Genomic DNA, 26,545 nt, shown 5'->3' with positions numbered 1-26,545 from the left:
GATGGCGGAACGCTACTCCTCGTTCAAGTCCGGCGGTCGGATGTGGCTGCTCCAGCGCGTCACGGCGGCGTTCCTGCTGGTCGTGCTGGCGTTCCACTTCTTCCTGCTCCACTTCGTCCACCACGCCGACGAGGTCACGCTCGCGGCGAGCTCGGCGCGGATGGAGCAGCTGAGCTACTACTCGCTGATGGTGCTGTTCCTCGTGACCGCGACGTTCCACGGGGTCAACGGCGTGTACAACGCCCTCATCAACCAGGGGCTGACCGGCACCAAACGCACGGTCGTCAAGTGGACGCTCGTGGCGGCGAGCGTCGTGCTGCTGTTCCAGGGGATTCGGACGGCGAACGCGTGGGCGGGCGGCTTCCCACTCTGAACTATGAGTACGCAGACACCGACACAGACCGAGGAATCGAGCGAGACCGACGCCGAGGCGGACGCGCCCTCGAAGGGCGACGAGCGTCGAGACGAGAAGCGACGGCGGGCCGCCGAGGAGCGCGCCCGCCGACAGGCCGAGGAGGCCGAAAAGGCCGCCGCCGACGAGGAGACGGTCGAGCTGAAGGTGTTCCGGTACGATCCCGAGGTCGAGGGGAAACAGGAGCCCCGGTTCGACACGTTCCACGTCCCGTTCACGAAGGGGATGACCGTCCTCGACGCGCTGATGTACTCGCGGGACACGTACGACTCCTCGCTCACGTTCCGGCACTCCTGCCGGCAGGCGGTCTGCGGCTCGGACGCGATGTTCGTCAACGGCGGCCAGAAGCTGGCGTGTAAGACCCAGATCTCAGAGCTCGAAGAGCCGATCCGGGTCGAACCGCTCCCGCACGCCGAGGTCCGGAAGGACCTCGTCGTCGACATGGAGCACTTCTACGACCAGATGGAGGCCGTCGAGCCGTACTTCCAGACGAACGAGTACCCCGACGGCGAGTTAGAAGAGCAGCGCCAGACGCGGGAGAACCGCGAGAAGATCAAGATGTCGACCCGGTGTATCTGGTGTAGCGCGTGTATGTCCTCGTGTAACATCGCCGCCGGCGACAACGAGTACCTCGGTCCCGCCGCGATCAACAAGGCGTACCGGTTCGCCATGGACGAGCGCGAGGGCGAGGACATCAAACAGAAGCGGCTGGAGATCATCGAACAGGAGCACGGCGTCTGGCGGTGCCAGACCCAGTTCTCCTGTACCGAGGTGTGCCCGAAGGACATCCCCCTCACCGAGCACATCCAGGAGCTGAAACGCGAGGCCGTCAAGAACAACCTGAAGTTCTGGTGAGCGCGGTAGACACGCTCAAGGGACTCCAAACCTAACGGAATACCATACAACAATGCACGAACACGACGTTATCGTTGTCGGCGCCGGAGGGGCGGGACTCCGGGCGGCGATCGCGGCACAGGAAGCGGGGGCCGACGTGGCCATCGTCTCGAAGCTCCACCCGGTCCGCTCGCACACGGGCGCGGCCGAGGGCGGGATCAACGCGGCGCTACGCGACGCCGACTCCTGGGAGGACCACGCCTACGACACGATGAAGGGGTCCGACTACCTCGGGGACGCCCCGGCGGTCGAGGCACTCTGTCAGGAGAGCCCGGAGGAGGTCATCCAGCTCGAACACTGGGGGATGCCGTTCTCCCGCGAGGAGGACGGGCGCGTCTCCCAGCGGCCGTTCGGCGGCCTCTCGTTCCCCCGAACCACGTACGCCGGCGCGGAGACCGGCCACCAGATGCTCCACACGATGTACGAGCAGGTGGTCAAACGCGGGATCACGGTGTACGACGAGTGGCACGTGATGGAGCTGGCCGTCACGGACGAGGAGGACCCGGCCGACCGGACCTGCCACGGCGTCGTCGCCTACGACATCCAGAGCGGCGAGATCAGCGGCTTCCGCGCCGATAACGGCGTCATCCTCGCGACCGGCGGGATGGGACAGGTGTTCGATCACACCACGAACGCGGTCGCGAACACCGGCGACGGCGTCGCGATGGCGTACCGCGCCGGCGTTCCGATGGAGGACATGGAGTTCATCCAGTTCCACCCGACGACGCTGCCGTCGACGGGCGTCCTCATCTCCGAGGGGGTCCGCGGCGAGGGCGGAATCCTCTACAACGAGGACGGCGAGCGGTTCATGTTCGAGCACGGCTACGCGAACAACGACGGCGAGCTCGCCTCCCGCGACGTGGTCTCGCGCGCCGAGCTGACCGAGGTCAACGAGGGCCGCGGCATCGAGGACGAGTACGTCCACCTCGACATGCGGCACTTAGGCGAGGAGCGCATCCTCGACCGGCTGGAGAACATCCTCCACCTGGCGGAGGACTTCGAGGGCGCCGACGGACTCACGGAGCCGATGCCCGTCAAGCCCGGCCAGCACTACGCGATGGGCGGCATCGAGACCAACGAGTTCGGCGAGACCGCCATCGGCGGCCTCTACGCGGCCGGCGAGTGCGCCTGCGCGTCGGTCCACGGCGCGAACCGCCTCGGCGGCAACGCCCTGCCCGAGCTCATCGTCTTCGGCAAGCGCGCCGGGCGTCACGCCGCCGGCGAGGAGATGGGCGAGGCCGAGGTCACGACCGGCAAGGAGGGCGACTGGGAGCCCGCGGACTACGAGTTCGAGGTCGAGGTCGGCGAGACCGGCGGACAGGGCCCCGCCGCGGCCGACGGCGGCGCCGTGGCGACGGACCCCGACGGCGTGCTCGAGGCCGAGGTCGAGCGCGCCAAGGCCCGCGTCGAGGAGCTGCTCTCGCGGGAGGGCCGCAACCACGCCGAGATCCGGTCGAAGGTCCAGGAGACGATGACCGCGAACGTCAACGTGTTCCGCGAGGAGGGCCGGCTCGAGGAGACGCTGGGCGACCTCCGCGAGGCGCGGGAGGCGTACAAGGACGTCGCGGTGTCGGACCCGTCTCGGACGTTCAACACCGACCTGATCCACACGATGGAGACACGGAACATCCTCGACATCGCCGAGGCGCTCACGATGGGCGCGCTCGCCCGCGAGGAGTTCCGCGGCGCCCACTGGCGGAAGGAACACCAGGAGCGGAAAGACGAGAACTGGCTGAAACACACGCTCGTCTCGTGGAACGACGGCGAGCCCGAACTCTGGTACAAGCCGACGATCCTCGAAGGCGAGAACAAGACGTACGAGCCGAAGAACCGGTCGTACTGAACGCGGAGTCGACAACGATCGATCCGGATCGTTCACGGTTTCGTATCCGTCGTCGGTCGAAACTCGGCCGCGATCGAGGGTCACGACGCGGTCGGTACCGACCGTAACGATCGCAGTTCCCCGCGTTTTCGACGTGTTCGACTCCCTATCCGTTGTCCGAGCTGTTTCGACGATCGTTGAATAGGGGGTTTATTATCGTCGAACGCAACGGATCGGACAAGATGTTAGAGACGCAGACCGCACGCACCGCGGCGCCGGCCCTGCCGCCGGAGCTGCAGTCTCCCCGCGCGAAGCTCGTGTACCTGTACCTGACGACGAAGGGCGACGCGACCGTCTCGGAGATGGGCGACTCGCTGGGTATGAAGAAGCTCTCGCTGTACAGCATTCTGAAGACCCTTCGGAAGGAGGGCATGGTCGACTGCGACGGCGACACCTACACGCTGAACTGACGGGACGCTCGTTCTCTCCGCTTTCGCCCCCGCCGCTCCGGCCGGCGGAGCGTTTACCAGCCCCCGGGACGCAGTGAGCCCGTGGACGCGAACCAGAGCAAGCTCCGGAACCCGTTCGGGATGGACGCCGACTGCGAGAACTGTTCCGAGCTGTGCGGCTCCCGCGACCGCGTCGTTCATGGCTACGGCGACGTGGGCGGCGAGTTCCTCGTCGTCGGCACGCGGCCGAGCGGGGCCGCAGAGGCCAACGGGATCCCCTTCACCGGCGCGGGCGCGGGCGAGCGGGTGCAGTCGATCTTCGCCGACCTCGGGTTCGTCCGGTCGGCACCGGACGCGATGGAGCCCGACGTACAGAACGTCTTCTTCACCAACCTGACCCGGTGTCGGCACCCCGAGCGCGAGCCGACCGACCGGGAGGTCGAGACCTGCGAGCCGTTCCTCAACGCGGAGATCCGGATGATCAACCCCCAGATCATCGTGCCCGTCGGCGAGCGACCGCTCCGCGAACTCGCGATCGAGTACACGACGCGGCGGCCAGACTCCTTCGACGTCGACGCCGAGCACGCGACGACGATCCGCGGGCGAGGCTTCGAGCTGGTCCCGATGAAGGACCCGGCCGAGATGACCGACGCCGACGCCGACGCGTTCCGCGAGCACATGCGCGAGAACGTGCTGAGCCGGGACTACCGACAGACGAAGGGACGGCAGAGCCGGTAGCGGGACCGCGGTCTACTCGGAGGCGTCGCCGTCGCGGCGCGGCGTCACCGACTCGGCGCGCCACGCGTCGCCGCGCGTCCGATCCGGCGGCGCGCGGTCAGTCCTCGACACGCGAGCGGGGCCCCGTCGTCTCCGCGGACGGGGACTCCGCCGCGGCCGGCGGCATCGCGTCCGCCGGAAGGCTCTCCGGGAGCGTCGCGGCCTCGCGGTCCCGCCACCGTTCCGTCGGCAGCCGGTCGAGCTGCGTTCGAGAGACGACGAGCTCCGTCGACTCCGCGACGGCGCGGTGTTTCCGGATCGCGGTCTTGGTCTCGTCGGTCGAGTGGTCGCGGACGTGCGACTCGACCGTCGCGTACAGGTCGCCGCGCGGCCAGTCGGATCGGTCTCCGTCGAGGGCGCGCACCGCGTCACAGACCGGACACCTGAGGAGGACGGCTCGTGGCATGTGATCGGGATCGGACGAAAACCACAAAAAACCCGCTTGTGAGGCCTATTGAACGCTATATTCGGCTGTGTTCTCCTCGGGATCGAGCGCGTCGAGGGTCGGGCCGCATCGTCGGATCGCCTCGGTTCGGTCCGCCGTCTCGCGTCTAGCTCGGCCGGTCGTCGCTCCCCGTGGGGTCCACCTCGCCGTCGAACGCGGCGTCACCGAGGAGGTCGGCCGTCGCGTCGTCGCTGTCGGCGCCGAACGCGCAGTCGATGAGGATGTGGCCGCCGAGCGTCGAGGGGGAGATCACCTGGTCCGCCCCGGCGCGGCGGAGCTTGTCGATGTTCTCCCGCTGGGTCGCGGCGGCGACGATCCGCACGTCGGGGTTGAGCTGTCGCGCCGTGAGGATCGCGAGCGCGTCCCGGGCGTCGTCGTTGGTGGCGGCGACGACCGCGCGGGCCCGGTCGACGTGACCGCGCTCCAGCGGCTCGACGTCGCTCGGGTCCGCGGTGAACACCGGGACGTCGCGCTCGCCGAGCCGTCTGGCCGCGGACTCGTCGGTCGTGATCACGGCGTACTCCGTCCCGTCGCGGGCGGCGAGTTCTTCGAGTATCGGTTCCGTCAGGTCCCCGTAGCCTAACACGAGGACGTGGTCGTCGAGGAGGTCGATCTGTCTGTCGGTCATTCTTCCAAGCGCCTTGGAGAGCTGCGCCTCGATGGCCGGCGTCAGGAGGACGCCGAGCGCCACCGCGAACGCGGCGACGTTCATCACGAGCGAGGAGAGCACGAACAGCTGGGCGATGTCGGACGCGGCGCCGCTCGTCGGGTAAATGTCACCGTACCCGACCGTCGAGGCGGTGACGACGGTGAAGTAGAACGCGTCGACGATCGTTTCGACCCCGTTGAACTGCTCGCGGAGCGCGTACGTGCCCACGGTCCCGTAGGCGATCGCAGTCCCGAGCGCCGCGCTCGCGGCGAGCTGCGTGGGAGAGGGCCTGAAATCCCGGTCGAACCGCCCGCGGTTGTAGGCGAGCGCCGGCATCGACAGCACCGATAGCGCCACCAGCGGGAACGAGAGGACGGACGCCTGCATCAGCCCTTGGACCGCGGTCAGCGGGAGCAGCACGGCGGTCGAGTACCACCCGACGCGGTAGCCGTTCCGCAGCGCGAAGCCGCTCCCGAGCATCGCGAAGCCGGTGATCGTCCCCGTGAATCCGACCGTCTGTCGGACCACGTCGGGGACGTGCGGAGCGAGGGGCCCCGAGACGCCGAGGCCGCCGATCTGCGCGAGCCCGGCGAGGATCGACAGGATCGCGACCGCGAACGTCAGGGCGATCGACGCCCGCACGGTCACCCAGTCGCGGGTCAGCTCCATGGGCGTTCGTCGCCGACGGACGACTTAAACCCCGCGAGCGAGGTCGGTCGCGGGACGCGCCGAGCCCGCACTCCCGTCGTCCACGCCCCGTCGCCGGATCCGTACTCCCGTCGTCCACGCCCTCGCTGCCCGCGCGCCCGCCGCCGACACAGGTTTAACCCCGCCGCCGGTTTGGGGGCGTATGTCACTGCCGGTCGAGATCGTCTTCGGGGTCTACCTCGGTATCGTCACGGGGATCGTTCCCGCGTTGGTGGCGGGGGTCCTCGGCTTCCTCTTCAAGTACGTCACCGACGTGACGATCCCCGGGCTCGGGGTCGTCGTCCTCGCGCTCGCGATCGCGGGCGTCAACGGGGGGTTGATGGCGCTCAACGACCAGACGATCCGGTCGTCCGAGCGGGCCCCGGCCCTGCTCACGGCGATCATCGTCGTCCTCATGCTGTCGCTGTACGCGCACGCGCAGGGCGACAAGCTGGGCGCGAGCGTCCCGAAGCGGATCTCGATACGACAGCTGCGCGACCGGACGCTCTCGGCCGACGTGGTCGAACTCGTCGGCGGTCGCGGCCGGGTGGGCGTCGAGGTTGCCGGAGAGGTGAGCGACATGGAGGGGTACCCGCCGCTGCCCGCGGAGACGCGGACCGCGATCGCCGAGGGAGAGTGGACGTTCCCCGCGGACCTCCCGCTCCGCGAGCTCGAGAACCGGTTCACGGAACGGCTGCTGACCGAGTACGACCTCGCCGACGCGGCGGTCCGGATCGACGAGAAGGCGCGCGCGACGGTGGCGGCCGCGCCGCCGATCGGCGGGCTCTCGAAGCGGGTCGGGTCGGGCAAGCGCGCGGTGTCGGTGTCGGCGCTCGTCCCCACCGGGATCGCCCGCGGGGACCTCGTTCGGGTGATCACGCCCGACCGCACCGTGGACGGGACGGTCATCGCCGCGCGGTCGAGCGGCGAGGTGAAGGCGCCGAGCGAGAAGCGGCCCGCGAGCGCCGCGCCGTCGCCGGGAGACGATCCGGACGCCGACCCCGACGCGCGAACGGACGGCGGCGAGGCCCCGCTGCCCGCGCCCGCCCCGACGACGACCGGCGGCGAGGGGCGGGTGACGCTGGCCGTCGACCGGGGGGACGCCAGCGCGCTGCTGGGCGTCGACCGGGGGCGGGTGCTGGTCCTCTCCCGCGGCACCCGGCGCGAGTACGAGCTGACGACGCTGCTGCGGCGCGCGGGGAAGCGCTTCCGCCGTGTGACCGTCGTCGCGGGCGGCCCCCTCGACGGGCACACGATCGGGGAGGTCGGGGTCCGCGAACGGTACGGCGTCGCCGTCCTCGCGGCCCGGCACGAGTCGTGGACCGTCGCGCCGAGCGGGTCGCAGGCGCTGTCGGCCGGCGACGACCTCTTCGTCGTCGGGAACCGAGACGCGCTCGACCGGTTCGCGGAGGCGGCGAAATGATCGGACCGCTCGCGGAGGCGGTCGTCGCCGGAGGGGGCCTCCCCCTCGGAGATGCGGTCGGGATCGGAGCGAGCCTCGTCGGCGAAACCCCGGTGGGAGTCGGGTTCTCCCGGCCCCGACAGGCGGCGGCGACGCTCCTCTCGTTCGCGCTCCTCTCGGTCGTCGTGGCCGGGGGGGCCGCGCTCGCGTACCGCTGGTACTTCCGCGACGAGATCCCCGAGGGCGTCACGGTGCTGCTCGGCGTGTCCGTCGTCGCGCTGTATCTCAACACGACATCGCTCGGGGCGGTCGCCGCCGGCGAGAGCCCGGGGCTGCTCGACCCGGAGAGCGCGTTCTTCAACATCGTCGCCATCGGCGTCACGGCGGTCACCGCGCCGGTCGGCCGGTACGCCGGCGACCGGCTCGCGGTCGACGTGTTCGCGCTCTCGGGGGCGCGACAGCTCGAGGGAGAGCTGAGCGGGATCGTCCGGGCGATCGGGCGGTTCACGGCGGTCACGCTCCCGGCGGCGGAAGACATCGAGGACATGGAGACGTACGACCCGGTCTCGGCGGAGAAGAAGGCGGAGCTGGCCGAGAAGACGCTGCTGTTCGCGCGGAAGCTCTCGCCCGAGGAGCTCCGGTCCCGGCTCGTCACCCGCGTGAAAGAGGAGTACGCGGTCGGCTACGTCGACGTGGACGTGACCGAGGACGGGACCGTCGAGTACTTCGCGGTCGGCTCCCGGGCCGCCGGGCTCGGCCCGACGCTGGCGCCGGGCTCGGCCGCGGTCGCGATCGCCGCCGACCCGCCGAACAACGCCACCGCGGGCGACGCGGTGCAGGTGTGGCGGGCGGAGCCCGAGCCGAAACGCGTCGCCACCGGCGAGCTCCGAGGCGTCGCCGGCGACGCGGCGACCGTCGCGCTCGACGAGTCGGACGCCGAGCAGCTGACCGACGAGTCCGGCTACCGCCTCGTCACGCTGCCGGCGGAGCCGCAGGCCGACCGGGAGTTCGCCTCGCTCCTGCGCCGCGTCGACGAGACGATGGCCACCGTCACGGTCGCGGCCGGGAGCGAGCTCGTCGGGACGACCGTCGGCGACGTTGGGGTCGTCGTCGCCGCGGTCCGTCCCGACGGCGGATCGGTCCAGCCGATCCCCGCGCGGTCGCACGCGTTCGCGCCGGGGGACCTGGTGTACCTCGTCGGCCGGCCGGACGCGCTCCGTCGGTTCGAGGCGGCCGCCGCGGCGGCTGCGGACGGGAGCGAGGGAGAGGACCGGGACGACGGAGGCGGTGTTAGCGGCGAGGGCGACGATCCGGCCGGCGGCGACGGGGACGGAACCTCCGAGGGCGACGGGACCGACGTCACGGACACCGACGGGACAGACGGGACCGACGCCCCCGACGCCCCCGACGACGCCGACGACGCCGACCGGGCGCAACGCTCTTGAGCCGCCCGCGCGGGGATCCGCGTATGGAGTGGAAGCTGTTCGCCGACCTCGCGGAGATCGCCGGCGGACGCGAGATAGACGTGGCGGCGGAGCCGGGAGACACGGTCGACGACGCGCTCGACGCGCTGTTGGCGGCCCACCCGGACCTCCGCGACCGAGTGCTCGAGGACGGCGAGGTCGCCGACCACATCAACGTCCTCCGGAACGGGAAGAACGTCCGTCAGGGCGGCGGGATGGACGCGACGCTCGAAGCGGGCGACGAACTGGCGCTGTTCCCGCCGGTGAGCGGAGGCGCGGGCGGCGCGGGAGCCGAGCGGTAGGGTGGCCAGTGGAGTGACCCGCCGGTAGCACGGCCGACGGATCGGTCGTTTCAAACGGTCGCGCGCCGCACCTCTCGGCATGAGCGACAGCGACGACGAAGCGCGCGAGGGGCGCGAGGAGTTCCACGAGGACCCGGTCGGACACACCCGCGCGACCGGCGACATGACGGTCGGACAGCTGGTCGAGGGGTACGGCGACGCGGGGATCGGCGCGGCGTCCGTCAACGAGGCGGGCGACGTGCTCGCGGAGATGTTCGCGAACGACGACTGCACCGTGTTCCTCTCGCTGGCGGGCGCGATGGTGCCAGCGGGGATGCGCCGGATCGTCTCCGACCTCATCCGCGACGGCTACGTCGACGCCCTGGTGACAACGGGGGCGAACCTCACCCACGACGCCATCGAGGCGATCGGCGGGAAACACCACCACGGCCGGACCCACGACCCGGAGAAGACCCCCCGCGAGCACGACGAGGGGCTCCGCGACGAGGGCGTCGACCGCATCTACAACGTCTACCTCCCGCAGGAGCACTTCGCCGCCTTCGAGGGCCACCTTCGCGAGGAGGTGTTCCCGGAGCTGGAGGCCGACCCCGACAGCGAGGGGGCCGACCCCGTCTCCATCGCGGACCTGACACGCGAACTCGGCCGCGCCAACGCCGCGGTCAACGAGCGCGACGACGTGGCCGAGGACCCCGGCGTCGCCGCCGCGGCCTATGAGTGCGACGTGCCGGTCTACTGCCCCGCGGTGCAGGACTCCGTGCTCGGGTTGCAGGCGTGGATGTACGCCCAGACCGCCGACTTCACGCTGGACGCCCTCGCGGACATGACGGAGTTGACCGACCTCGCGTTCGACGCCGACGACGCCGGCTGCCTGCTCGTCGGCGGCGGCGTCCCGAAGAACTTCACGCTCCAGACGATGCTCGTCACGCCGCGCGCGTACGACTACGCGGTCCAGATCACGATGGACCCGGAGGCGACCGGCGGGCTCTCGGGCGCGACCCTCGAGGAGGCGCGCTCGTGGGGGAAACTGGAGAAGGACGCGCGCAACGCCTCGGTCTACGGCGACGCGACCGTCATGCTGCCGATGCTCGTCGCCGCCGCCCGCGAGCGCGTGGAGTAGCAGTCCGAATCGCGACGGGTAGGAGAAGGGCGACGAGGGTGGTGGCCCGGGCGACGACGGACCGCCGAACGGCCGGACGCAGTCGTGCCGCCGGGAGTCTCACCCCCTGCCGCGGTCACGCCCGCGACTCGGTCCCGACCGCCTCCGCCAACAGCGCGTGCGATTCCAGCGCGTCCCCGTGGTCGGGCACCGCGTGCTGGATCATCACCTCGTCGGCGCCGACCCGGTCGGCGAGCTGTTCGAGCAGGCCGGATATCGTCTCCGGGCTCCCCGAGATCGCTCGCGGCCACTCGTCGGCGTCGAGGGTCGCCGGCGTCGGGTCGGGGGCGCCGCCGAGCTCCGCGATCGACTCCTCGACCGAGGGGATCGACCCGACCTCGCCGCGTCGCATCCGCTTGAAGGTCGCCTCCGCGGGCGCGCGGCGGCGCGCCGCGGCCGCGTCCGTCTCGGCGGCGACCGCGTTGACCGCGACCATCCCGTGCGGCTCCTCGGGCCCGCCGCCGAGCCCCGTGGGCTCGAATCGCTCGCGGTAGGTCTCGAAGGCGCGCTCGGCGAGTCCCGGTCGGATGAACGCCGCGAAGCAGAACCGGGCGCCGAGCTTCCCGGCGATCGCCGCGCTCGACGGGCTGGAACCGAGCACCCACGGGACCGGCGGGGCCGCCCCCGAGCGCGGGACCGTCAGATCGCCGTACGGGTGGTCGTCGGGGAAGGCGTCGTATAGGTGGTTCACGACCGCGCGGATGCGCTCCTCGTGGTCCTCGTCGGGGTCCTCGACGCGGCGGTCCGTGCCGAGCGCCCGGTCCGATGCCGGCGACCCGTTCGCTCGGCCGAGGCCGGCGTCGATCCGTCCCGGCGCGAGCCCGTCGAGCGTCCCGAACGCCTCCGCGACCTTGTACGGGCTGTAGTGGTTGAGCAGGACGGCGCCGGAGCCGATCCGGATCTCCTCGGTCGCGCCCGCGAGCCGACCGAGCAGCACCTCCGGGGTCGTCCCGGCGAGGTGATCGCCCATGCCGTGGTGTTCGGCGACCCAGAACCGCGAGTAGCCCAGCCGCTCGGCCTGCTCCGCGGCGGATACCGTGTTCGCGTACGCGTCGGCCGCGGTCCCGCCCGCGGGGACCGGCGAGAGGTCGACGATCGAGAGGTCCATGTCCGCCGTCGGCGAGCCCGAGGGGTAACGGTTGGGCTCCCGGCGGTCGCGTCGGGGGATCGGAAGCCGCGCTCGCCGATCGACCGGGCGCGTCGACCCGACGGTCCGGCGCAGCGGCTGGAGAGCTGGGAAACGAAAGCGTCGAAAGAGAGAGCGCGGTCGTCAGTTGTCGCCGTTCTTCGACTGCCAGGCGTAGTCGCGGCGGGAGGCGGAGTCGCCGAAGCCGCACGAGGAGCAGCGCTCCTTCTTGACGTGGTAGGATTTCTCGCCGCAGCGGCGGCACTTCACGTGAACCGTCTTGTTCTTCTTCCCCTGAGAGGGCGTTCCGGAGCCGGTCATGCTTTGATGGTGACGACGTTATCGCCGCGTATAATCGTTGTGTCTTCGATCGCGACCGCGAACTCGCCGTCGAGGTCGTCGTCGACGCGGTCGTCCACGTCGGACTCCGGCTCGATGACGACGTTCATGTGCTGGTCGTAGCCGGCGAGGATGCCGTAGTAGGTCGTCCCGTCCTTCAGGTGAACCGTCACCGGCTCCTCGAGCGACGCTTCGAGCACGTCGAGGGGTCGTCCACTCATTGTCCGTATCGCCGCCCGTCGCACTAATAAAAATACCGGGACGCCGGGGGCTCGTCCGGCTTTCGCCGCGAGACGCCCGCGATCGACGGCCGTCGCCGGCGGGCCGCAAACGGCGCGCTCGAACCCGGGTGTTTTTAAGACGGGCTGCTGTACCTCCGGGTACCACACTCCCGCGGGACACGGTGAGTCGACGTCGGCTCGGCCGTAGCGGGGCCTCAACGACGCGCGGATCAACGTAGCGCTGACGGCTCCTTGCGGGGTTTCAGTGATGGACGCCACCACGGCGTTCGAACCCACAAACCATGGAAATCGAAATTGCGACACTCGGCGGTTACGAAGAGGTCGGTCGACAGATGACGGCGGTCAGAGCGGGCGACGACATCGTCATCTTCGACATGGGCCTGAACCTCAGTAAGGTCCTCATCCACGACAACGTGGAGACCGAGAGCATGCACAGCCTCGACCTGATCGACATGGGCGCGATCCCGGACGACCGCGTCATGAGCGAGCTGGAGGGCGACGTGCAGGCGATCGTCCCCACTCACGGTCACCTCGACCACATCGCGGGCATCCCGAAGCTCGCGCACCGGTACGACGCGCCCATCGTCGGCTCGCCGTACACGATCGAGCTGGTCAAACAGCAGATCGACGACGAGGGGAAGTTCCAGGTCGACAACGACCTCGTGAAGATGAAGGCGGGCGGCACGATGGCCATCGGCGACTCCGAGCAGGTCGAGATGGAGTTCGTCAACGTCACCCACTCGATCATCGACGCGATCAACCCGGTCCTCCACACGCCCGAGGGCGCGATCGTCTACGGCCTCGACAAGCGACTGGACCACACGCCGGTCATCGGCGACCCGATCGACATGGACCGGTTCCGCGAGATCGGCCGTCAGGACGAGGGCGTCCTCTGTTACATCGAGGACTGTACGAACGCCGGCCGGAAAGGTCGGACGCCCTCCGAGTCGTACGCGAAGAAGCACGTCGAGGACACGCTCAAATCGATGGAGGACTACTCGGGCGGGATCATCGCCACGACGTTCTCCTCCCACATCGCCCGCGTGAAGACGCTCGTCGAGTACGCCCGCGAGATCGGCCGGCAGCCGGTCCTGCTCGGTCGCTCGATGGAGAAGTACTCGGGCACCGCGGAGCGGCTCGACTTCGTCGACTTCCAGGGCGACGTCGGCATGTACGGCCACCGGAAGTCGGTCGACCGCGCGTTCAAGCGGATCATGAAGGAGGGGAAGGGGAACTTCCTCCCCATCGTGACGGGCCACCAGGGCGAGCCGCGCGCAATGTTGACCCGCATGGGCCGCGGCGAGACCCCGTACGAAATCGACGACGGCGACAAGGTCGTCTTCAGCGCGAGCGTCATTCCGGAGCCGACCAACGAGGGGCAGCGGTACCAGTCCGAACAGCTCCTCCGGATGCAGGGCGCGCGCCTCTACGACGACATCCACGTCTCCGGCCACCTCCGCGAGGAGGGCCACTACGAGATGCTGCAGGCGCTCCAGCCCCAGCACCTCATTCCCGGCCACCAGACGCTGAAGGGTCGTTCGCCGTACGTCGACCTCGCGAAGTCGCAGGGGTACAAGCTCGGCCGTGACGTGCACGTCACGCAGAACGGGAGCGTCATCCAGCTCGTCGAATGACGAGCGAGACGAAGGAGGCGCGGGTGCTGGAAGCCATCCGCGAGCGGCGTGACCTCGTCAACGCCGCTATCGACGAGGAGCTGCCGATACAGGAGCCGGAGCGGCTCTACGAGGCGACCCGATACATCCTCGAAGCGGGCGGCAAGCGGCTCCGGCCGACGGTGGCGACGCTGGCCGCGGAGGCGGTGACCGGCACCGACCCGCTCGGCGCCGACTTCCGCGAGTTTGCGGCCCTCGACGGCAACACTGTCGACGTGATGCGCGCTGCGGTCGCGATCGAGGTGATCCAGTCGTTCACGCTGATCCACGACGACATCATGGACGAGGACGACCTGCGGCGGGGCGTCCCGGCCGTCCACGAGCAGTACGACACCTCGACCGCCATCCTCGCCGGCGACACCCTCTACTCGAAGGCGTTCGAGTTCATGACGGAGACGGGCGCGGACCCCCAAAACGGGCTGGAGGCAATGCGGATGCTCGCGTCCACCTGCACGGAGATCTGCGAGGGACAGGCGCTCGACGTCGCCTTCGAGAGCCGCGACGACATCCTCCCGGAGGAGTACTTGGAGATGGTCGAGCTGAAGACCGCCGTCCTCTACGGCGCCTCGGCCGCGACCCCGGCCCTCCTCCTCGGCGCCGACGAGGAGGTCGTCGACGCCCTCTACCAGTACGGGATCGACTCGGGGCGGGCGTTCCAGATCCAGGACGACGTGCTCGACCTGACGGTCCCCTCCGAGGACCTGGGCAAGCAGCGCGGCTCCGACCTCGTCGAGGGGAAGGAGACGCTGATCACCCTCCACGCCCGCCAGCAGGGCGTCGACGTGGACGGGCTGGTCGACGCCGACACGCCCGCCGAGGTGACCGAGGAGGCCATCGACGACGCGGTGGCGGCCTTAGAGGAGGTCGGCTCGATCGCGTACGCCCGGGACACGGCCGAGGACCTCACGGCGCGGTCGAAGGAACACCTCGAGATCCTGCCCGAGAGCGGGTCCCGCGAGCTGTTGGCCGACCTCGCGGACTACCTGATCGTCCGCGGCTACTGAGCCGAAACGGACACCGCTTTACTTCGGCACCCCGTTGTTCCGAACGTGTCCCGGTACCGAGACGTCGTCCTGTTCTTCGCGCTCGCGACGCTGTGGGGCGGCTCCTTCGTCGCTATCGAGGTCGGCCTCGACTACTACCCGCCGGTGCTGTACGCCGCCTACCGGTTCGACGTGGCGGCGCTGGCGTTGGTCTCGTACGTCCTCCTGACCGAGAGCGGCCCGCTTCCCCGGACCCGCGGCGATCTGGCCGCGATCGGGTTCAGCGGCGGGCTCTCCGTCGCCGCCAACAACTCGCTTTTGTTCGTCGGCCAGCAGTACACGACGAGCGGCATCGCCTCGATCACCTACAGCCTCGTTCCCATCGCGACCGCCGCGGTCGCGGCCCTCTGGATCGGCGGCTCGGACCTCGACGCGCGCGGCGCGCTCGGCGTGGTGCTCGCGTTCGTCGGCGTCGGGCTCGTCGCCCAGCCCGATCCCGCGAACCTGGCCGGGGGCGTCACGATCGGCGTCGGGCTCATCTCGGTCGGCGTGCTCGCGGTCGCGGTCGGCAGCGTCGGCCTCCGGACCGTGGAGACGAGCTTCTCCAGCATCGCGCTCACCGGCTGGGCGATGCTGTTCGGCGCACTGGTCATCCACGGGCTCAGCCTCGGGCTGGGCGAGAGCCAACAGCTCCCGTCGGCCGAGCTCCCGGCGGTCGGCGCGCTGCTGTTCCTCGGCGTGTTGTCCTCGGCGGTCGCGTACACCATCTACTTCACGCTGCTCGACCGGCTGGGCGCGTTCGAGATCAACCTCGTCTCCTACGTCGTGCCCGTGGTCGCGACCGTCGCCGGGGCGGTGCTCCTCGCGGAACCCGTGACCCCGCTGACGGTCGCCGGCTTCGCCGTCATCGTCGTCGGGTTCGCGCTGCTGAAGCGACACGCGATCGCCGAGGAGGTCCCGCGGCTCCTCTCGCGGGTCGGCGGGTTGTTTTAAAAACACGCGTCGAGTCTCGCCCGTTTGAGCTCCCCTCGTCGACTCGACCGCCCGCCGAAGCGCACACCCCCGATCGACGGCGGGAGTACCTGAATCACTACGGTTTATCGGTTGTTTATAAATCGGATTGTGGTGGTGCTGTCGGCTGTTTATAAGTGATCGATAACGCTCCGGTGAAAACCTCCAAAGCCCCAACCGCGAGGTGGGCAGACGCTCGCTGCGCCCCTCACTCGTTCGCTCCGCTCACTCGTTGCGGTGCTTGCGTCGCCTCTGCCCACCTCCCGGCTGCCCCTTTGAGTCCCACCCACAACCGCACCACAACCGCACCTCACACCTCCCCAGCCTCGTCGGCCGGCGCTTATAAGCGCCGGCCGACTCCCTCGCGCGTGCTGCTTGGCCGCGAGGCGGCCTCACAGGCACGCGCCACTACGCCGTTTTTATAAGTGGTCGTTGCCGTCGCTCACGGATACTTAAATACCGTCTCGCCGCTACCGATCTGCAATACCCACTCCGTTTATCGATCGCCGCCGTGTCAATCCCTCCTAGATCTTCTCGGCGAGTGTTTCTCGTCGGATGTTTCGACGACGATCCGCTTACACAAGGCCGATCGCGCCGAGCACCGCGAACAGCGCATCTCCGTACGTCAGCGAGACGACCAGCCCGACCGCCATCGGGACGACGAACGGCATCCCCGGCGACACCAGCACGCGGTCCTTCCGGGCGACGACCGCCAGCCCGCCGCGGAGCGTCTCGGCGTCGGTGCCGTACGCGCCGTGGTCGATCTCGTCGAGGAAGCGCTCGGCGGCCCAGGGGTCGTCGGGGCTCTCGGAGCGCTCGGTGCCGCCCTCGCCTTCAGCCCCGGTCGGGGTCCCCCCGTCCGTCCGCGGGCCGACGTGCGTCCCGCCGTCGGTCGGCTCGTGCGTCTCGCCGACGCTGTCGGGGTCGCGGAGCCGATCCGGGTCCGCGCGCAGGTCCGCGAGGGTCGCCCCGCGCCAGCGAAGGTACATCCGGAGCGCGTCCAGATCGAGGCCGTTCCGGGTCGTTCCGGCGTCGTCCTCGAACAGGCGCCCGTGGCGGTCCGGCAGCGAGTCGGTCGCCACCGGCCGCGCGAAGAACATCGTCGCCGAGCGCTCCCCGCGGAGGAGGTTGATCCCGGCGAGCCCGAGCGGGTACGCGAGCGCGAGCAGGACCGTGTTCGTGAGCACCGTCAGCGAGAACACGCCGATCTGGGTGTCGACGAGCGGGAGCGTCGTTCCGGCGATCTCGTAGGCGGGGAAGGTGGGGAAGAGGACTGCGATCGCGATCAGCGCCTTCGCGTCGGCGCCGCCGAACGCGCCGAGATACCAGAAGGCGTAGCCCAGCGGGGCGACGAACAGCAGGCTGATCGCGGCCTGAACGAGGAACAGCCGCCCCTCGAACCCAGCGAGAGGCCACAGCCGTGCAGTCTCCCAGAGCAACAGCAGCGCGCCGAACAGGTACAGCGGCGGCCACAGCCGGTTCGGGAGGCGTCGGGTCCGGACGTCGCGCAGGGCCGCCCACGCGAAGACGGGGACGACGAACAGGCGGAGGGCGTCCGGCAGCGTCGCGAACATGTCACCACGGGCGGCGCGGGCGCAATTAGGCGTTCGGGTTCGCGTATCGCGATCGATAGCGCGGCGACGGTCGCGGGCGACGCGGCAAGCCGAACCGCCGACGCTTTGTGATCCCGCGGCCGAGGGGCGACGATGCGACGCCGCGTCGGAACCAGCCTGTACGCCGGGCTCCTCTTCACCGTCCTCGGCGCGATCGCGTGGGGGACAGGCCAGCCGTTCGTCTTCCCGAGCCTCGGGCCGTCGGCGTTCCTCATCGCGTTCGACCGCCGGAGCGAGCGCGGCCGGGCCGCCCGGATCGTCGGGAGCCACCTCATCGGGGGCGTCGCCGGGCTCGCGGCGTGGTCGCTGATCGCGGCCGGCGCGAGTCTCACCGCGACGCCCCCCGCGTTCTCGCCGGAGGGGTTCCGGCTCGCGGCGAGCGCGACCGTCTCGCTCGTGGCGACGAGCTGGGCGATGATCGCGACCGACGCGGTACACGCCCCCGCCTGCGCGACGACGCTCATCGTCTCGCTCGGCCTCCTCTCGACCCCGACCGAGGTGGCGATCATCGTCGCGAGCGTGACCGTCCTCGTGGGCATCCATGCCGGCGTCATCGCGGTCTTCAGGCGGATCGTGGGGGACGCGCACCCGCTCTACCGGGCGGAAAACCGTTGACTGCCGCGGTCGGTCGTCGATCTTTTGGCCTCCGGGCGACCAGTCGTGCGGCCGCTCAATCGTCCGGGCGCTCCGCGCGCCTGTCGAAGACCGAGAGCACCGGCTCGGGATCGGCCAGTCCGGGAATTCGGCGTTCGTCGTCGCGGAGCTCGATCACGACGGTCGCGGTCCCGAGCCGGCGGTCGAGCCGCCCGCGTCTCACCCGCAGGTCCGTCTCGTCCCACGGCTCGACGCGCCACAGGGGGACGCCGAACAGCCGGTCGTAGGCGACCAAAGCGTCGTCGCCGACCCGGTACGCGACGAGGCCGTACCGGAGCTCGTGGTCGAGCGCGCCGAGGCCCAGCGGGATCGCGACTGCGACCGCGAGGAGTGCGGCGGCGGTCGCCCAGTCGCCGCCGATCGCGAACAACGCGGCAACGAGCGCCGGAACCGCGGCGAGGTACCACAGCCCCGGGTGGCCGATCGGCGTGACGGCCGCGCCCGCGAGTCGCGCGCGAACGGACTGCCGAACCGTCTGCGCCGGCTCCGCGACGGATCCGTCGACGGGCTCCGTCGCGGGCGGGTCGTACGAGAGCCCCAGGTCGAGCGCCGACGACTCGTCGAACGCCGCGAGCCGGTCGCCGTACAGCCCCGCGAGGTCGAACGCGGCCTTCACCGCGACGATCCCGAGCAACAGTGGGAGCCCGACCGCGTTCGGGTCGAGCGCGGATATCGGCGCGTCCCCCTCCATCGTCGCCGCGCCCACGATCGTGACGGTGAACAGCGCGCCGAGGAATATCGCCGCGCCGCGGGCGAACACGCCCCGTATCGCGGTCTGGGCGCTGTGGTCGCGGTACTCGCCGCGGCCGAAGTAGTCGGTCAGCGTCGTCCCCGCCTCGCCGGCGAAGACGGCGAGGACCGCGAGCGTCACGGTGTCGAGCGCCTCGGGGGCCAGCCCGCCGTCGGCGACGACGCCGACGGTGAGCGCGCCGACGAACAGCCAGACGACCGCGAGGATGGGCGCGACGACCGGGAGCACGAGCAGCGAGGAGAGCCGGATCCGCAGGCCCGTTCGGGGGATCGACAGGCCGACCCGCCGCTGCGCGAGCGGACCGGCGATCAGCGCGTCGGACTCGATCTCGGAGGGGCGGCCGGCGAACAGCCCGCGGACGACGGCCCAGAAGGAGGCGATCCCGAGCTCGAACCAGTAGAGCGTCATCAGCGCGGCCGCGTTCCAGTCGAGCGCGAGGACGCCGACGAGCGGGAGGAGGTTGGAGACGAGGAACGCGATCGCCCGCGGGCGGCGACCGCGAGCGAGGGCTCCCAGCCGGTGAGCGCGATCGGTGGAGGGCATCCGTTCGGGCGATCCGCCTCCCGGGTTTATAAGCGGTCGGTGCGGGTCACCGCGCCGGTCCCGCGTCGCGGTGGAGGTACAGGTACGCGAGCACCGGGAGAATCGTGAAGAGGAGCGTCGAGAGCCCCCAGACGACCGCGTAGCGGCTCCCGCGCGCCTTCGCGTCGCGGTAGATCCACGCCGCGGCGGCGACGACGACCCCGTAGATCACGAGCGTGAGCGGGAGCGACCACGGGAGCGGGACGCCGAAGAGGCTCACGGCGCACCGCCTGTGAGGTCCGCGGCCATCACGAAGTCCGGTTCGGCCGCGACCGGGATCCGGTTCGCGCCCGTGTCGCTGACGTGTTCGACCGTCTCCGGGATCAGCACGCGGGCGCCGTCGGCGTCGACCGCGGCGGCGTCGGCCGCGATCGCGTCGTACAGCGCGCCCGCCGCCTCGGTGTCCCGCCACGCGGCGGCGCCGTAGGTCGCGGTCCGGGTCGTCTCGCCGTCCGCCTCGCGCTCCGCCACGCGCGTCCGGACCGCGAACCCGGCGAGGGCGTCGCCGCCGGCGACCGCGAGCAGCCGGTCTTCGCCGGCCGCACTCCGGAGGCGCTCGCGGGTCAGTTCGGAGCACGCCCACGACTCGTCGGGGTCGAGCGCGAGCCCGCGGAGGAGGTCCCGGGCGTCGCTGTCGCTCCAGAACGCCCACGCGGCGTTCGGGTCGGGAGCGGGGACCGGGGTCGGGCCGGCGGGGTCGGCGGGGTCGGAGTCGATCGCCTCCGAGTCCGGCTCCGGCTCCGCGAACCGGAACTCCGTCGCGGGCTCAAAGCCGACCGCGCGAGACTGCCCGAGCCCCATAATGTTCCACGAGAACACCATGTTGCGACAGACTGTCGCGCCGCGGTCGCGGGCCCAGTCGAGCGCGGCCTCCGAGAGCGCGGTCCCGACGCCGAACCCGCGGGCCGCGGGGTCGACGCGGATCCCCTGCCCCCACGCCTCCCACTCGGAGAGCAGGACGCCCTGGATGCAGCCGACCACGGCCTCCGGCTCCCCCGCCGCGGCCGCGCCCGTCCCGTCCCCCTCGACGAGGGTGTCGCCGGGTTCCCGGTCGGCGTCGTCGGGCGCGCCGCGCTCCGCGACCGCCTCGGGCGGCAGGGTCGCGACGAAGGTGGCGCTGTCGGGGTCGTCGGACGCGGCCCACTCGGGGAACACGCGCGGGATGTAGTCCTCGTGTCGCTCGCCCCACGTGTCCCGGGTGAACGCGGCGACCGCGTCGGCGTCGGCGGGGTGCGCCTCGCGGACGACGGGGGCCGGAGCCGAACCGGCGCCCGGCGCCGATTCATCCTCAAGGTCCGTCATCGCCAGGGCTGCGACTCCTCTGTCAGCTCGCCCGCGAGGTCCCGGCCCATCGCCTCGGCGGGGTCGGACAGGTTCGCGAGCGCCCACATCAGCTTCACCTTCGCGGTGCCGGGGAGGGTGTCGCCTGCCTCGACGACGCCGGCGTCGAGCAGGTCGCGGCCGGTGTCGTACACCCGGTCGCAGACGCGGCCGGACAGACACTGGCTCGTCATCGCGACGACGGTCCCTCCCTCGACCAGCTCCTCGATCCGCGGGATGAGGTCGGTGTGGACGTGCCCGAGCCCGGTCCCCTCGATCACGACGCCGTCCTTCTCGTCGAGGTAGTCCCACGCGGCCGGGTCCATGCCGGGCGTGAACTTGACGAGCTCCACGTCGGCGTCGAGGTCGGTCGCGGCCGAGAGATCGGCGTCGTCCCCGTCTCCCCGCGCGATCGGCTCGCGGGCCCACTCGATGGCGGCGTCCGCGGCGCCGCCCTCGGCGCCCGCCTCGGCCGCGGCCTCATAGTCGATGCGGCCGAGTGGCTCGGCGCCGACCGTCTCGAAGGCGTCGCGCCGGGAGGTGTGGTTCTTCCGGACGCGCGTGCCGCGGTGGAGCGCGCAGGCGTCGTCGGACTGCGTCGCGTGCATGCAGACGAGCGTCTCGGCGTGGTCGGCCTTCGCGGCCTCGACCGCGCACACCGCGTTCATCACGTTGTCGGAGGAGGGCCGGTCCGCGGAGCGCTGGCTGCCCGTAAAGACGATCGGGACCGGCGAGTCGAGCATGAAGGAGAGCGCGGAGGCGGAGTACTGCATCGTGTCGGTCCCGTGCATCACGACGACGCCGTCGGCGCCGGCCGCGATCTCCTCGCGGACGGCCTCGGCCAGCTCCCGCCAGATCGGCGGCTCCATGTTCTCCGAGAGGATGTTGGCGACGACCCGCCCGCGGTAGTTCGCGCGGCCGGCCAGGTCGGGGACCGCGCGGAGCACGTCCTCGGCGTCGAACTGGGCGGTGACCGCGCCGGTCCGGTAGTCGACGGTGGAGGCGATCGTCCCGCCGGTGGAGATGAGCGAGACCGTCGGCAGATCGTCGTCGAAGGTGATCTCGGAGGCCTCGCCGCCGCCCGCGTCGGCCCCCTCGTCGACGTCGCGGGCCCCGGATTCGAGCAGTTCCACGTCGGCCTCGTCGCGGTCGATGCCGACGTTGTACCCCCCGTCGAGCTTGACGACGAGGTGGTCGCGAGTCGTCGAGGGGAGCAGTACGCCCTCGTTCGTGACGTCCCCGCGGTCGACGCGGACGCGATCTCCCGGTTGCATACCACCCGATTTCCCTGCGGCGGACTTGAATCCAACCGTTCGGCGGTCCGAAGCGGGCTCGGTTTCGACCCGGGCGGCGGCGACGCGGACCCAGTACGTCTTTTACGCGCGCTCCCGACCGTGAGCGCATGGACCGCGACGAGTTCGCCGCCAGCATCGACCACACCGTGCTCGGCCCGGAGACGACGTGGGGGGACGTCAAGACCGTGCTCGACGAGGCCGCAGCCCACGGGATGAACGCCTGTATCCCGCCCTGTTACCTGCCCGAGGCGACCGACTACGAGAACGCGCCCGAGACGATCGCGACCGTGGTCGGCTTCCCCCACGGCCAGCACGCGCCCGCGACGAAGCGCGACGAGGCCGTCGCCGCATGGAACGACGGCGCCGACGAGATCGATCTGGTGATCAACGTCGGGCGCCTGCAGGCGGGCGAGGACGACACCGTCGCCGCCGAGATCTCGGACGTGGTGGCCGCGGTGCCGGTCCCGGTGAAGGTGATCATCGAGACCGCGCTCCTGACGGACGCCGAGAAGCGCCGCGCCTGCGAGGCCGCCGTCGCCGCCGACGCCGACATGGTGAAGACCTCCACGGGGTTCGCCGACGGCGGCGCCACGGTCCCGGACGTGGAGCTGATGAGCGAGTACCTGCCGGTGAAGGCGTCCGGCGGCGTCGGCTCCTACGCGGAAGCGACGGCGATGCTCGACGCCGGCGCGGTCCGGATCGGCGCCTCCTCGGGCGTCGCCATCGTCGAAGGGCATCCGGAGAGCGGGGAGTAGCGCTCGTCCGCCGAGAAGCTAGCGCTCGTCTGGCGAGAGGCTAACGTCCGCCGAGCCGTCCCGCCCGTCGCCGTCGGCGGCGAGACCGTCGCCCTCCGTCGAGTCGAGACCGTCGATCTCGCCGTTCCCGGCGTTCGCTCCGCGCTCTGCGCCCTCGATATCGTCGGGATCGACGTCGACCTCGAACGTCGAGACGGACTCCGAGAGCGCCTCGGCCTGTCCCCGGAGCCGGTCGGCGTTCTCGGCGATGGTGGTGACGGTCGCCGTCTGCTCCTCAGCGGCGGCGGACACCTGCTCGGAGCCGGTCGCGACCTCGCCGCTCACCTCCGCGACGTCCTCGACGCCCTCGACCGCGCGCTGGGTCGACCGCGCCTGGTCCTCGGCCGCCTCGCTGATCTCCTGGACGCCGTGGTTCGTCTCCTCGACCGCGTCGACGACGGCCTCGAGGGACGACGACGCCTCGCGGACGGTGTCGGACCCCTCGTCGATCCGCGCGTTCGTCTCGCGGATGTCGTCGACGGTCTCGTCCGCCTCACCGCGGACGGCCTCGATCTGCGACTCGATCTCGGCGGCGGCCGCCTGCGTCTCCTCGGCGAGGTCCTTGACCTCGTCGGCGACGACGGCGAAGCCCTCGCCGGCCTCGCCCGCCCGGGCGGCCTCGATGGAGGCGTTCAACGCGAGGATGTTCGTCTGCTCGGCCACGTCGGTGATGAAGTCGACGACCTCGTCGATCTCGTCCATGCGGTCGTCGAGCGACTCCATCTGCTCGACCGCGGCGGCGGAGCGCTCCTCGATCGCGTCCATCTCGTCGAGCGCCTCCGCGGCGGCCTCGCGGCCCTCCACCCCGCGCTCCGAGGCGGCCTCCGCGGTCTCCGCGACGGATGCGGCCGACGACGCGACCTCCTCGATGCTCGCGGAGAGGTCGCTCATCTCGCCGCTCACCGCGTCGAGCCGGTCGTCCTGCCTGACCGCGCCGTCGGCGATCTCCTGGATCTGCTCGCTGACGGTCCCGCTCGCGGTCTCGACCTCGTCGGCGCCGGCCGCGAGCTCCGCGCTCGCGTCGTCGACCTCGGCGGCGAAGGCGGCCACCCGCGCGGTGGTCCGCTCCAGTTGGGCCACCATGTCGTTGAACTCCTCGGCGATCTCCCGCATCGCGTCGCGGTCCGCGTTCGGGTCCATCCGCCGAGTGAGGTCGCCGTCGGCGACCGCGCCCATCACCTCGCTGTAGTCGGCCGCGCGCGTCTCCATGTCCCGCGTCACGGCCTCGGCCTCCTCGCGGGCCGCCTCGGCCTCGTCGGCCGCGGTCTCGGCCTCGGCGATCCGGTCGCGGAGCGCGTCCCGCATCTCGCCGAAGCTCGTGAACAGGCGGCCGATCTCGTCTACTCGCCCGGTCGCCAGGTCCACGTCGAGCTCGCCCGACTCGATCCGTTCGGCGCGGTCGCGCAGCCGCGAGAGGGGGACGACGGTCCGGCTGCCGAGCACGACGCCGACGACCCCGAGCGACGCGAGCGTGAGGAGGATGAGGAGCAGCACCGAGTTCCCCACGTCGTTCCGGACGGCGAAGGCCGTCGACTGGTCCACGCTCGTGACCGCCACCCAGTCGGTTCCGGGAACGGCCGCGTACGCGTGGACCTGTCCGTCGCCGATCCGGGTCGCGGTCGTGGCGTTCCCTCCGCGGATCGTCTCGACGCCGTCGGCGTGTTCCTCCTCGTCGACGGTGCCGTCGATGTCGAGGACGGTCCGGCCGTCGGCGTTGAGGATCGTCGTCTCCTCGCCGGTGTCGGTGTTCTGGATCCGCTCGAGCTGCGGCTGGATGCGGGTCACCACGACGAGGTACCGGCCGTCGGCCCGCGGCACGGAGCTGGCGAACGCCATCACCGGGCGGTCGTTGAGCACGGGCGACCGGTACGAGCGGGCCGACCGCCAGACGCGGTCGTCGTCGCCGACCCCCTCGGGCACGTCGGCGTCGCTCCACGGCGCGTCGAGGTCGCTCGGAGCGCGCCCCTCCAACGGCTGTTCCGTGCTGGCGACCACGCGGTTCTCGCCGGAGTCGACGAGGTGGATGCTGACGATGTCGTCGGAGAGCAGCTCGTCTTTCAACAGAATGTAGGCTGGCGCGCGCCGGTCCGAGCGGAGGGCGTCGGCGGCCGACATGGACCGCGTCTCCGTGCTCATCCGCTCGGTCCACGAGCCGATCGCGTCCGCCTGCAGCCCGCCGGTCTCGGCCAGCTGGGTCGTCGCGTCCGCCTCCACGGTCTCGCCGGTCTGAAGGTAAGTGAACGCGCCTCCCGCGACGACGACCGCGGCGACGACGAGGAACGCGAGCGCGAACTTGGCGGCGTACCGGCGGCGGACCGCGTCCGGGAGGACCCGGCTCGCGGCCCGCGCCAGTCGGTCGACGAGGCCGTCCGTCATTGCCCCACCTCCGCCGGGTCCGAGGGGACCGACAGGTCGCCGGCGACGATCCGGTCGCCGGACTCGCCGAGCGCGTCGCGCACGTCGTCGGGGATCACCGGCCCGAGCGACGTGCCGTACACGAGCGCGACGCCGTCCTCGGCGAGGCCGAGCGCGGTCGTCTCACCCGTGCCGAGCTCGTCGTCGATCGTCCGCTCCGCGGCGTCGTAGACGGCGGTGCCGACCCGTTTCACCATCGACGCCAAGATCACGTCCGCGTACCGCGGGTTGCTCCGCGACTGGTCGGAGTCGACGCCGATCGCGTACCGGCCGTGCTCCTGTGCGGCCTGAAAGACGCCGAGGCCGCTCCCGCCCGCCGCGTGATACACCACGTCGGCGCCCTGCTCGTACATCTCCGCGGCGGCGGCGTACCCGCTCTCGGGGTCGTCGAAGGCGCCGACGTACGCGCCGAGGACCGAGGCGTCGACGGCCGCGTGGTCGACGCCGGCGCGGTAGCCCGCCTCGAACTTGCGGACGAGGTCCGACTCGACCCCGCCGACGAAGCCGACCGTTCGCTCGTCGGGGAGCGTCGAGCCCGCCCCGACCGACACGTCGCGGCTCGTCACCAGTCCGGCGAGGTGACCGGCCTGAAACGACCCCTCGTGCTCGCGGAACACGTAGCTCGCCACGTTCTCCCGGTCGACGACGGAGTCGACGATCGCGTACCGCTGGTCCGGGTACTCGCCCGCGACCGCCGTGAGCCCCTCCGCCTGCAGGAAGCCGACGCAGCAGATCAGGTCGTAGTCGGGGTCGGTCGACGCCGACAGCGCCGCCTGCGTGGTCTGGAACTCCGGAGCCGCGGTGGGTTCCTCGTTCGCGAACGCGACGTCGTGGTCGAGGCGTGCGCGCTGGATCCCCCTGTTCGCCGCGTCGTTGAACGACCGGTCGTCGAGCCCGCCGAGCGCGTACACCATTCCGACCGTCGCGCTGGCGTCGTCCGCGTCGCCGATCGCCGACCCGTTCTTCGTCGTCGCCGCGTTCGTTTCGTCTCCGGTCGAGGCCGAATCGTCTCTCGGATCGCCACCCAGACACCCGGCCAGCCCGCCGACTGCGGCGGCGCCGAGCCCGGCGACGAGCCGCCGCCGGGGGAGCGTCGTCGATCGCTTATGCGTCATTGTCTGCGCTCGACGGATCGGGGATAAAACGGCTACGCAGAGATTATCAAGGGCGATAGCGATATCCGAACGCGACGCCGTGAGGTACTCTGACGCGATTCGCCCCGGATTGAGTGGCCGCCGTCGCGTTCTCTCGCTGTGGGAACGGCGCCTGTCCATATATATGCGGAGCGC

General features: G+C 71.0%; 26 protein-coding genes. 14 read left to right on the top strand and 12 right to left on the bottom strand.

From position 1 onward, the window contains the following. The first annotated feature begins 1 nt into the window (after window position 1). The 5 genes from CK500_RS14040 to CK500_RS14020 all read left to right on the top strand — a co-directional run bounded on the left by CK500_RS14040 (window position 2) and on the right by CK500_RS14020 (window position 4,315). A complete protein-coding gene (locus tag CK500_RS14040; RefSeq protein ID WP_095637851.1) occupies window positions 2-373 on the top strand; it encodes a succinate dehydrogenase in 372 nt (123 codons plus the stop codon). Window positions 374-376: 3 nt separating this feature from the next. Beyond that, window positions 377-1,267 (top strand): succinate dehydrogenase/fumarate reductase iron-sulfur subunit, encoded by an 891-nt coding sequence (locus CK500_RS14035; RefSeq protein ID WP_095637850.1) that lies wholly within the window; start codon window positions 377-379, stop codon window positions 1,265-1,267. A gap of 52 nt (window positions 1,268-1,319) precedes the next feature. Next, window positions 1,320-3,149, top strand: a complete 1,830-nt coding sequence (locus CK500_RS14030) for an FAD-binding protein (protein WP_095637849.1) — start codon at window positions 1,320-1,322, stop codon at window positions 3,147-3,149. 221 nt (window positions 3,150-3,370) lie between these two features. Then, complete coding sequence (locus tag CK500_RS14025) at window positions 3,371-3,598, top strand: TrmB family transcriptional regulator (RefSeq protein ID WP_095637848.1); 228 nt, start codon at window positions 3,371-3,373, stop codon at window positions 3,596-3,598. Between the two features lie 81 nt (window positions 3,599-3,679). After that, window positions 3,680-4,315, top strand: coding sequence for a uracil-DNA glycosylase (locus tag CK500_RS14020; RefSeq protein ID WP_095637847.1), 636 nt, complete (start codon window positions 3,680-3,682; stop codon window positions 4,313-4,315). 97 nt (window positions 4,316-4,412) lie between these two features. On the opposite strand, the gene CK500_RS14015 is transcribed toward CK500_RS14020, so the two are convergent. Further along, window positions 4,413-4,760, bottom strand: a complete 348-nt coding sequence (locus CK500_RS14015) for a hypothetical protein (RefSeq protein WP_095637846.1) — start codon at window positions 4,758-4,760, stop codon at window positions 4,413-4,415. A gap of 145 nt (window positions 4,761-4,905) precedes the next feature. After that, window positions 4,906-6,117, bottom strand: coding sequence for an NAD-binding protein (locus tag CK500_RS14010; protein WP_095637845.1), 1,212 nt, complete (start codon window positions 6,115-6,117; stop codon window positions 4,906-4,908). A 181-nt stretch (window positions 6,118-6,298) separates the two neighbouring features. Between CK500_RS14010 and CK500_RS14005 the strand changes: the two genes are divergently transcribed. From CK500_RS14005 to CK500_RS13990, 4 genes are all read left to right on the top strand, one after another. Further along, entirely contained in the window at window positions 6,299-7,558 is a 1,260-nt protein-coding gene (locus CK500_RS14005) for a potassium channel family protein (RefSeq protein WP_095637844.1), read from the top strand. Further along, window positions 7,555-8,982, top strand: coding sequence for a TrkA C-terminal domain-containing protein (locus CK500_RS14000; protein ID WP_144049560.1), 1,428 nt, complete (start codon window positions 7,555-7,557; stop codon window positions 8,980-8,982). The genes CK500_RS14005 and CK500_RS14000 overlap by 4 nt, the downstream gene beginning before the upstream one ends. A 23-nt stretch (window positions 8,983-9,005) precedes the next feature. Beyond that, entirely contained in the window at window positions 9,006-9,302 is a 297-nt protein-coding gene (locus tag CK500_RS13995; RefSeq protein WP_095637843.1) for a ubiquitin-like small modifier protein 1, read from the top strand. A 79-nt stretch (window positions 9,303-9,381) separates the two neighbouring features. Next, entirely contained in the window at window positions 9,382-10,419 is a 1,038-nt protein-coding gene (locus CK500_RS13990) for a deoxyhypusine synthase (RefSeq protein WP_095637842.1), read from the top strand. Window positions 10,420-10,534: 115 nt separating this feature from the next. On the opposite strand, the gene CK500_RS13985 is transcribed toward CK500_RS13990, so the two are convergent. The 3 genes from CK500_RS13985 to CK500_RS13975 form a co-directional block, all read right to left on the bottom strand. Next, window positions 10,535-11,566, bottom strand: coding sequence for an LLM class flavin-dependent oxidoreductase (locus tag CK500_RS13985; protein WP_095637841.1), 1,032 nt, complete (start codon window positions 11,564-11,566; stop codon window positions 10,535-10,537). A 162-nt stretch (window positions 11,567-11,728) separates the two neighbouring features. Next, window positions 11,729-11,905, bottom strand: coding sequence for a 50S ribosomal protein L37e (locus CK500_RS13980; protein WP_095637840.1), 177 nt, complete (start codon window positions 11,903-11,905; stop codon window positions 11,729-11,731). Beyond that, a complete protein-coding gene (locus CK500_RS13975; RefSeq protein ID WP_095637839.1) occupies window positions 11,902-12,144 on the bottom strand; it encodes an LSM domain-containing protein in 243 nt (80 codons plus the stop codon). Before CK500_RS13975 ends, CK500_RS13980 begins: the two co-directional genes overlap by 4 nt. 302 nt (window positions 12,145-12,446) lie before the next feature. Here CK500_RS13975 and CK500_RS13970 point away from each other — a divergent pair, with 302 nt between their 5' ends. Genes CK500_RS13970 through CK500_RS13960 form a run of 3 tightly spaced genes read left to right on the top strand, consistent with a single transcriptional unit; the run spans window position 12,447 to window position 15,814 of the window. Beyond that, window positions 12,447-13,799 carry a ribonuclease J gene (locus CK500_RS13970; RefSeq protein WP_095637838.1) on the top strand — a complete coding sequence of 451 codons (1,353 nt, stop codon included), beginning with the start codon at window positions 12,447-12,449 and terminating at the stop codon, window positions 13,797-13,799. Further along, window positions 13,796-14,842 (top strand): geranylfarnesyl diphosphate synthase, encoded by a 1,047-nt coding sequence (gene idsA3 / locus CK500_RS13965; RefSeq protein WP_095637837.1) that lies wholly within the window; start codon window positions 13,796-13,798, stop codon window positions 14,840-14,842. Before CK500_RS13970 ends, idsA3 begins: the two co-directional genes overlap by 4 nt. Before the next feature lie 45 nt (window positions 14,843-14,887). After that, window positions 14,888-15,814: a DMT family transporter gene (locus CK500_RS13960; protein WP_095637836.1), complete on the top strand. Its 927-nt coding sequence runs from the start codon at window positions 14,888-14,890 to the stop codon at window positions 15,812-15,814. Window positions 15,815-16,407: 593 nt separating this feature from the next. Here the strand turns inward: CK500_RS13960 and CK500_RS13955 are convergent. Further along, entirely contained in the window at window positions 16,408-17,406 is a 999-nt protein-coding gene (locus tag CK500_RS13955; RefSeq protein ID WP_095637835.1) for an A24 family peptidase, read from the bottom strand. A 132-nt stretch (window positions 17,407-17,538) separates the two neighbouring features. On the opposite strand from CK500_RS13955, the gene CK500_RS13950 reads away from it, so the two are divergent. Beyond that, the gene (locus tag CK500_RS13950; protein ID WP_095637834.1) at window positions 17,539-18,060 is read left to right on the top strand and encodes an HPP family protein; all 522 of its coding nucleotides are present in this window, start codon (window positions 17,539-17,541) and stop codon (window positions 18,058-18,060) included. 55 nt (window positions 18,061-18,115) lie between these two features. On the opposite strand, the gene CK500_RS13945 is transcribed toward CK500_RS13950, so the two are convergent. The 4 genes from CK500_RS13945 to gatD are packed head-to-tail and all read right to left on the bottom strand — an operon-like array spanning window position 18,116 to window position 22,026. Then, window positions 18,116-19,393, bottom strand: coding sequence for a DUF6498-containing protein (locus tag CK500_RS13945; RefSeq protein WP_095637833.1), 1,278 nt, complete (start codon window positions 19,391-19,393; stop codon window positions 18,116-18,118). A 46-nt stretch (window positions 19,394-19,439) separates the two neighbouring features. After that, window positions 19,440-19,652, bottom strand: coding sequence for a hypothetical protein (locus CK500_RS13940; RefSeq protein ID WP_095637832.1), 213 nt, complete (start codon window positions 19,650-19,652; stop codon window positions 19,440-19,442). Then, the gene (locus CK500_RS13935; RefSeq protein WP_095637831.1) at window positions 19,649-20,734 is read right to left on the bottom strand and encodes a GNAT family N-acetyltransferase; all 1,086 of its coding nucleotides are present in this window, start codon (window positions 20,732-20,734) and stop codon (window positions 19,649-19,651) included. The genes CK500_RS13940 and CK500_RS13935 overlap by 4 nt, the downstream gene beginning before the upstream one ends. Continuing rightward, the gene (gatD, locus tag CK500_RS13930) at window positions 20,731-22,026 is read right to left on the bottom strand and encodes a Glu-tRNA(Gln) amidotransferase subunit GatD (RefSeq protein ID WP_095637830.1); all 1,296 of its coding nucleotides are present in this window, start codon (window positions 22,024-22,026) and stop codon (window positions 20,731-20,733) included. The genes CK500_RS13935 and gatD overlap by 4 nt, the downstream gene beginning before the upstream one ends. A 128-nt stretch (window positions 22,027-22,154) precedes the next feature. On the opposite strand from gatD, the gene deoC reads away from it, so the two are divergent. Continuing rightward, entirely contained in the window at window positions 22,155-22,802 is a 648-nt protein-coding gene (deoC, locus tag CK500_RS13925) for a deoxyribose-phosphate aldolase (RefSeq protein WP_095637829.1), read from the top strand. A gap of 18 nt (window positions 22,803-22,820) precedes the next feature. On the opposite strand, the gene CK500_RS13920 is transcribed toward deoC, so the two are convergent. Both CK500_RS13920 and CK500_RS13915 read right to left on the bottom strand, forming a co-directional pair. After that, window positions 22,821-25,217 carry a methyl-accepting chemotaxis protein gene (locus CK500_RS13920; protein WP_095637828.1) on the bottom strand — a complete coding sequence of 799 codons (2,397 nt, stop codon included), beginning with the start codon at window positions 25,215-25,217 and terminating at the stop codon, window positions 22,821-22,823. Beyond that, window positions 25,214-26,371, bottom strand: a complete 1,158-nt coding sequence (locus CK500_RS13915; protein WP_095637827.1) for a BMP family lipoprotein — start codon at window positions 26,369-26,371, stop codon at window positions 25,214-25,216. The genes CK500_RS13920 and CK500_RS13915 overlap by 4 nt, the downstream gene beginning before the upstream one ends. Window positions 26,372-26,545 lie beyond the last annotated feature (174 nt).

It is taken from the genome of Halorubrum salipaludis (assembly GCF_002286985.1).
In the GTDB taxonomy this organism is placed as follows: domain Archaea; phylum Halobacteriota; class Halobacteria; order Halobacteriales; family Haloferacaceae; genus Halorubrum; species Halorubrum salipaludis.
The sequence above is the reverse complement of the archived record's forward strand: the minus strand, read 5'-3'. Positions and strand labels throughout refer to the sequence as shown.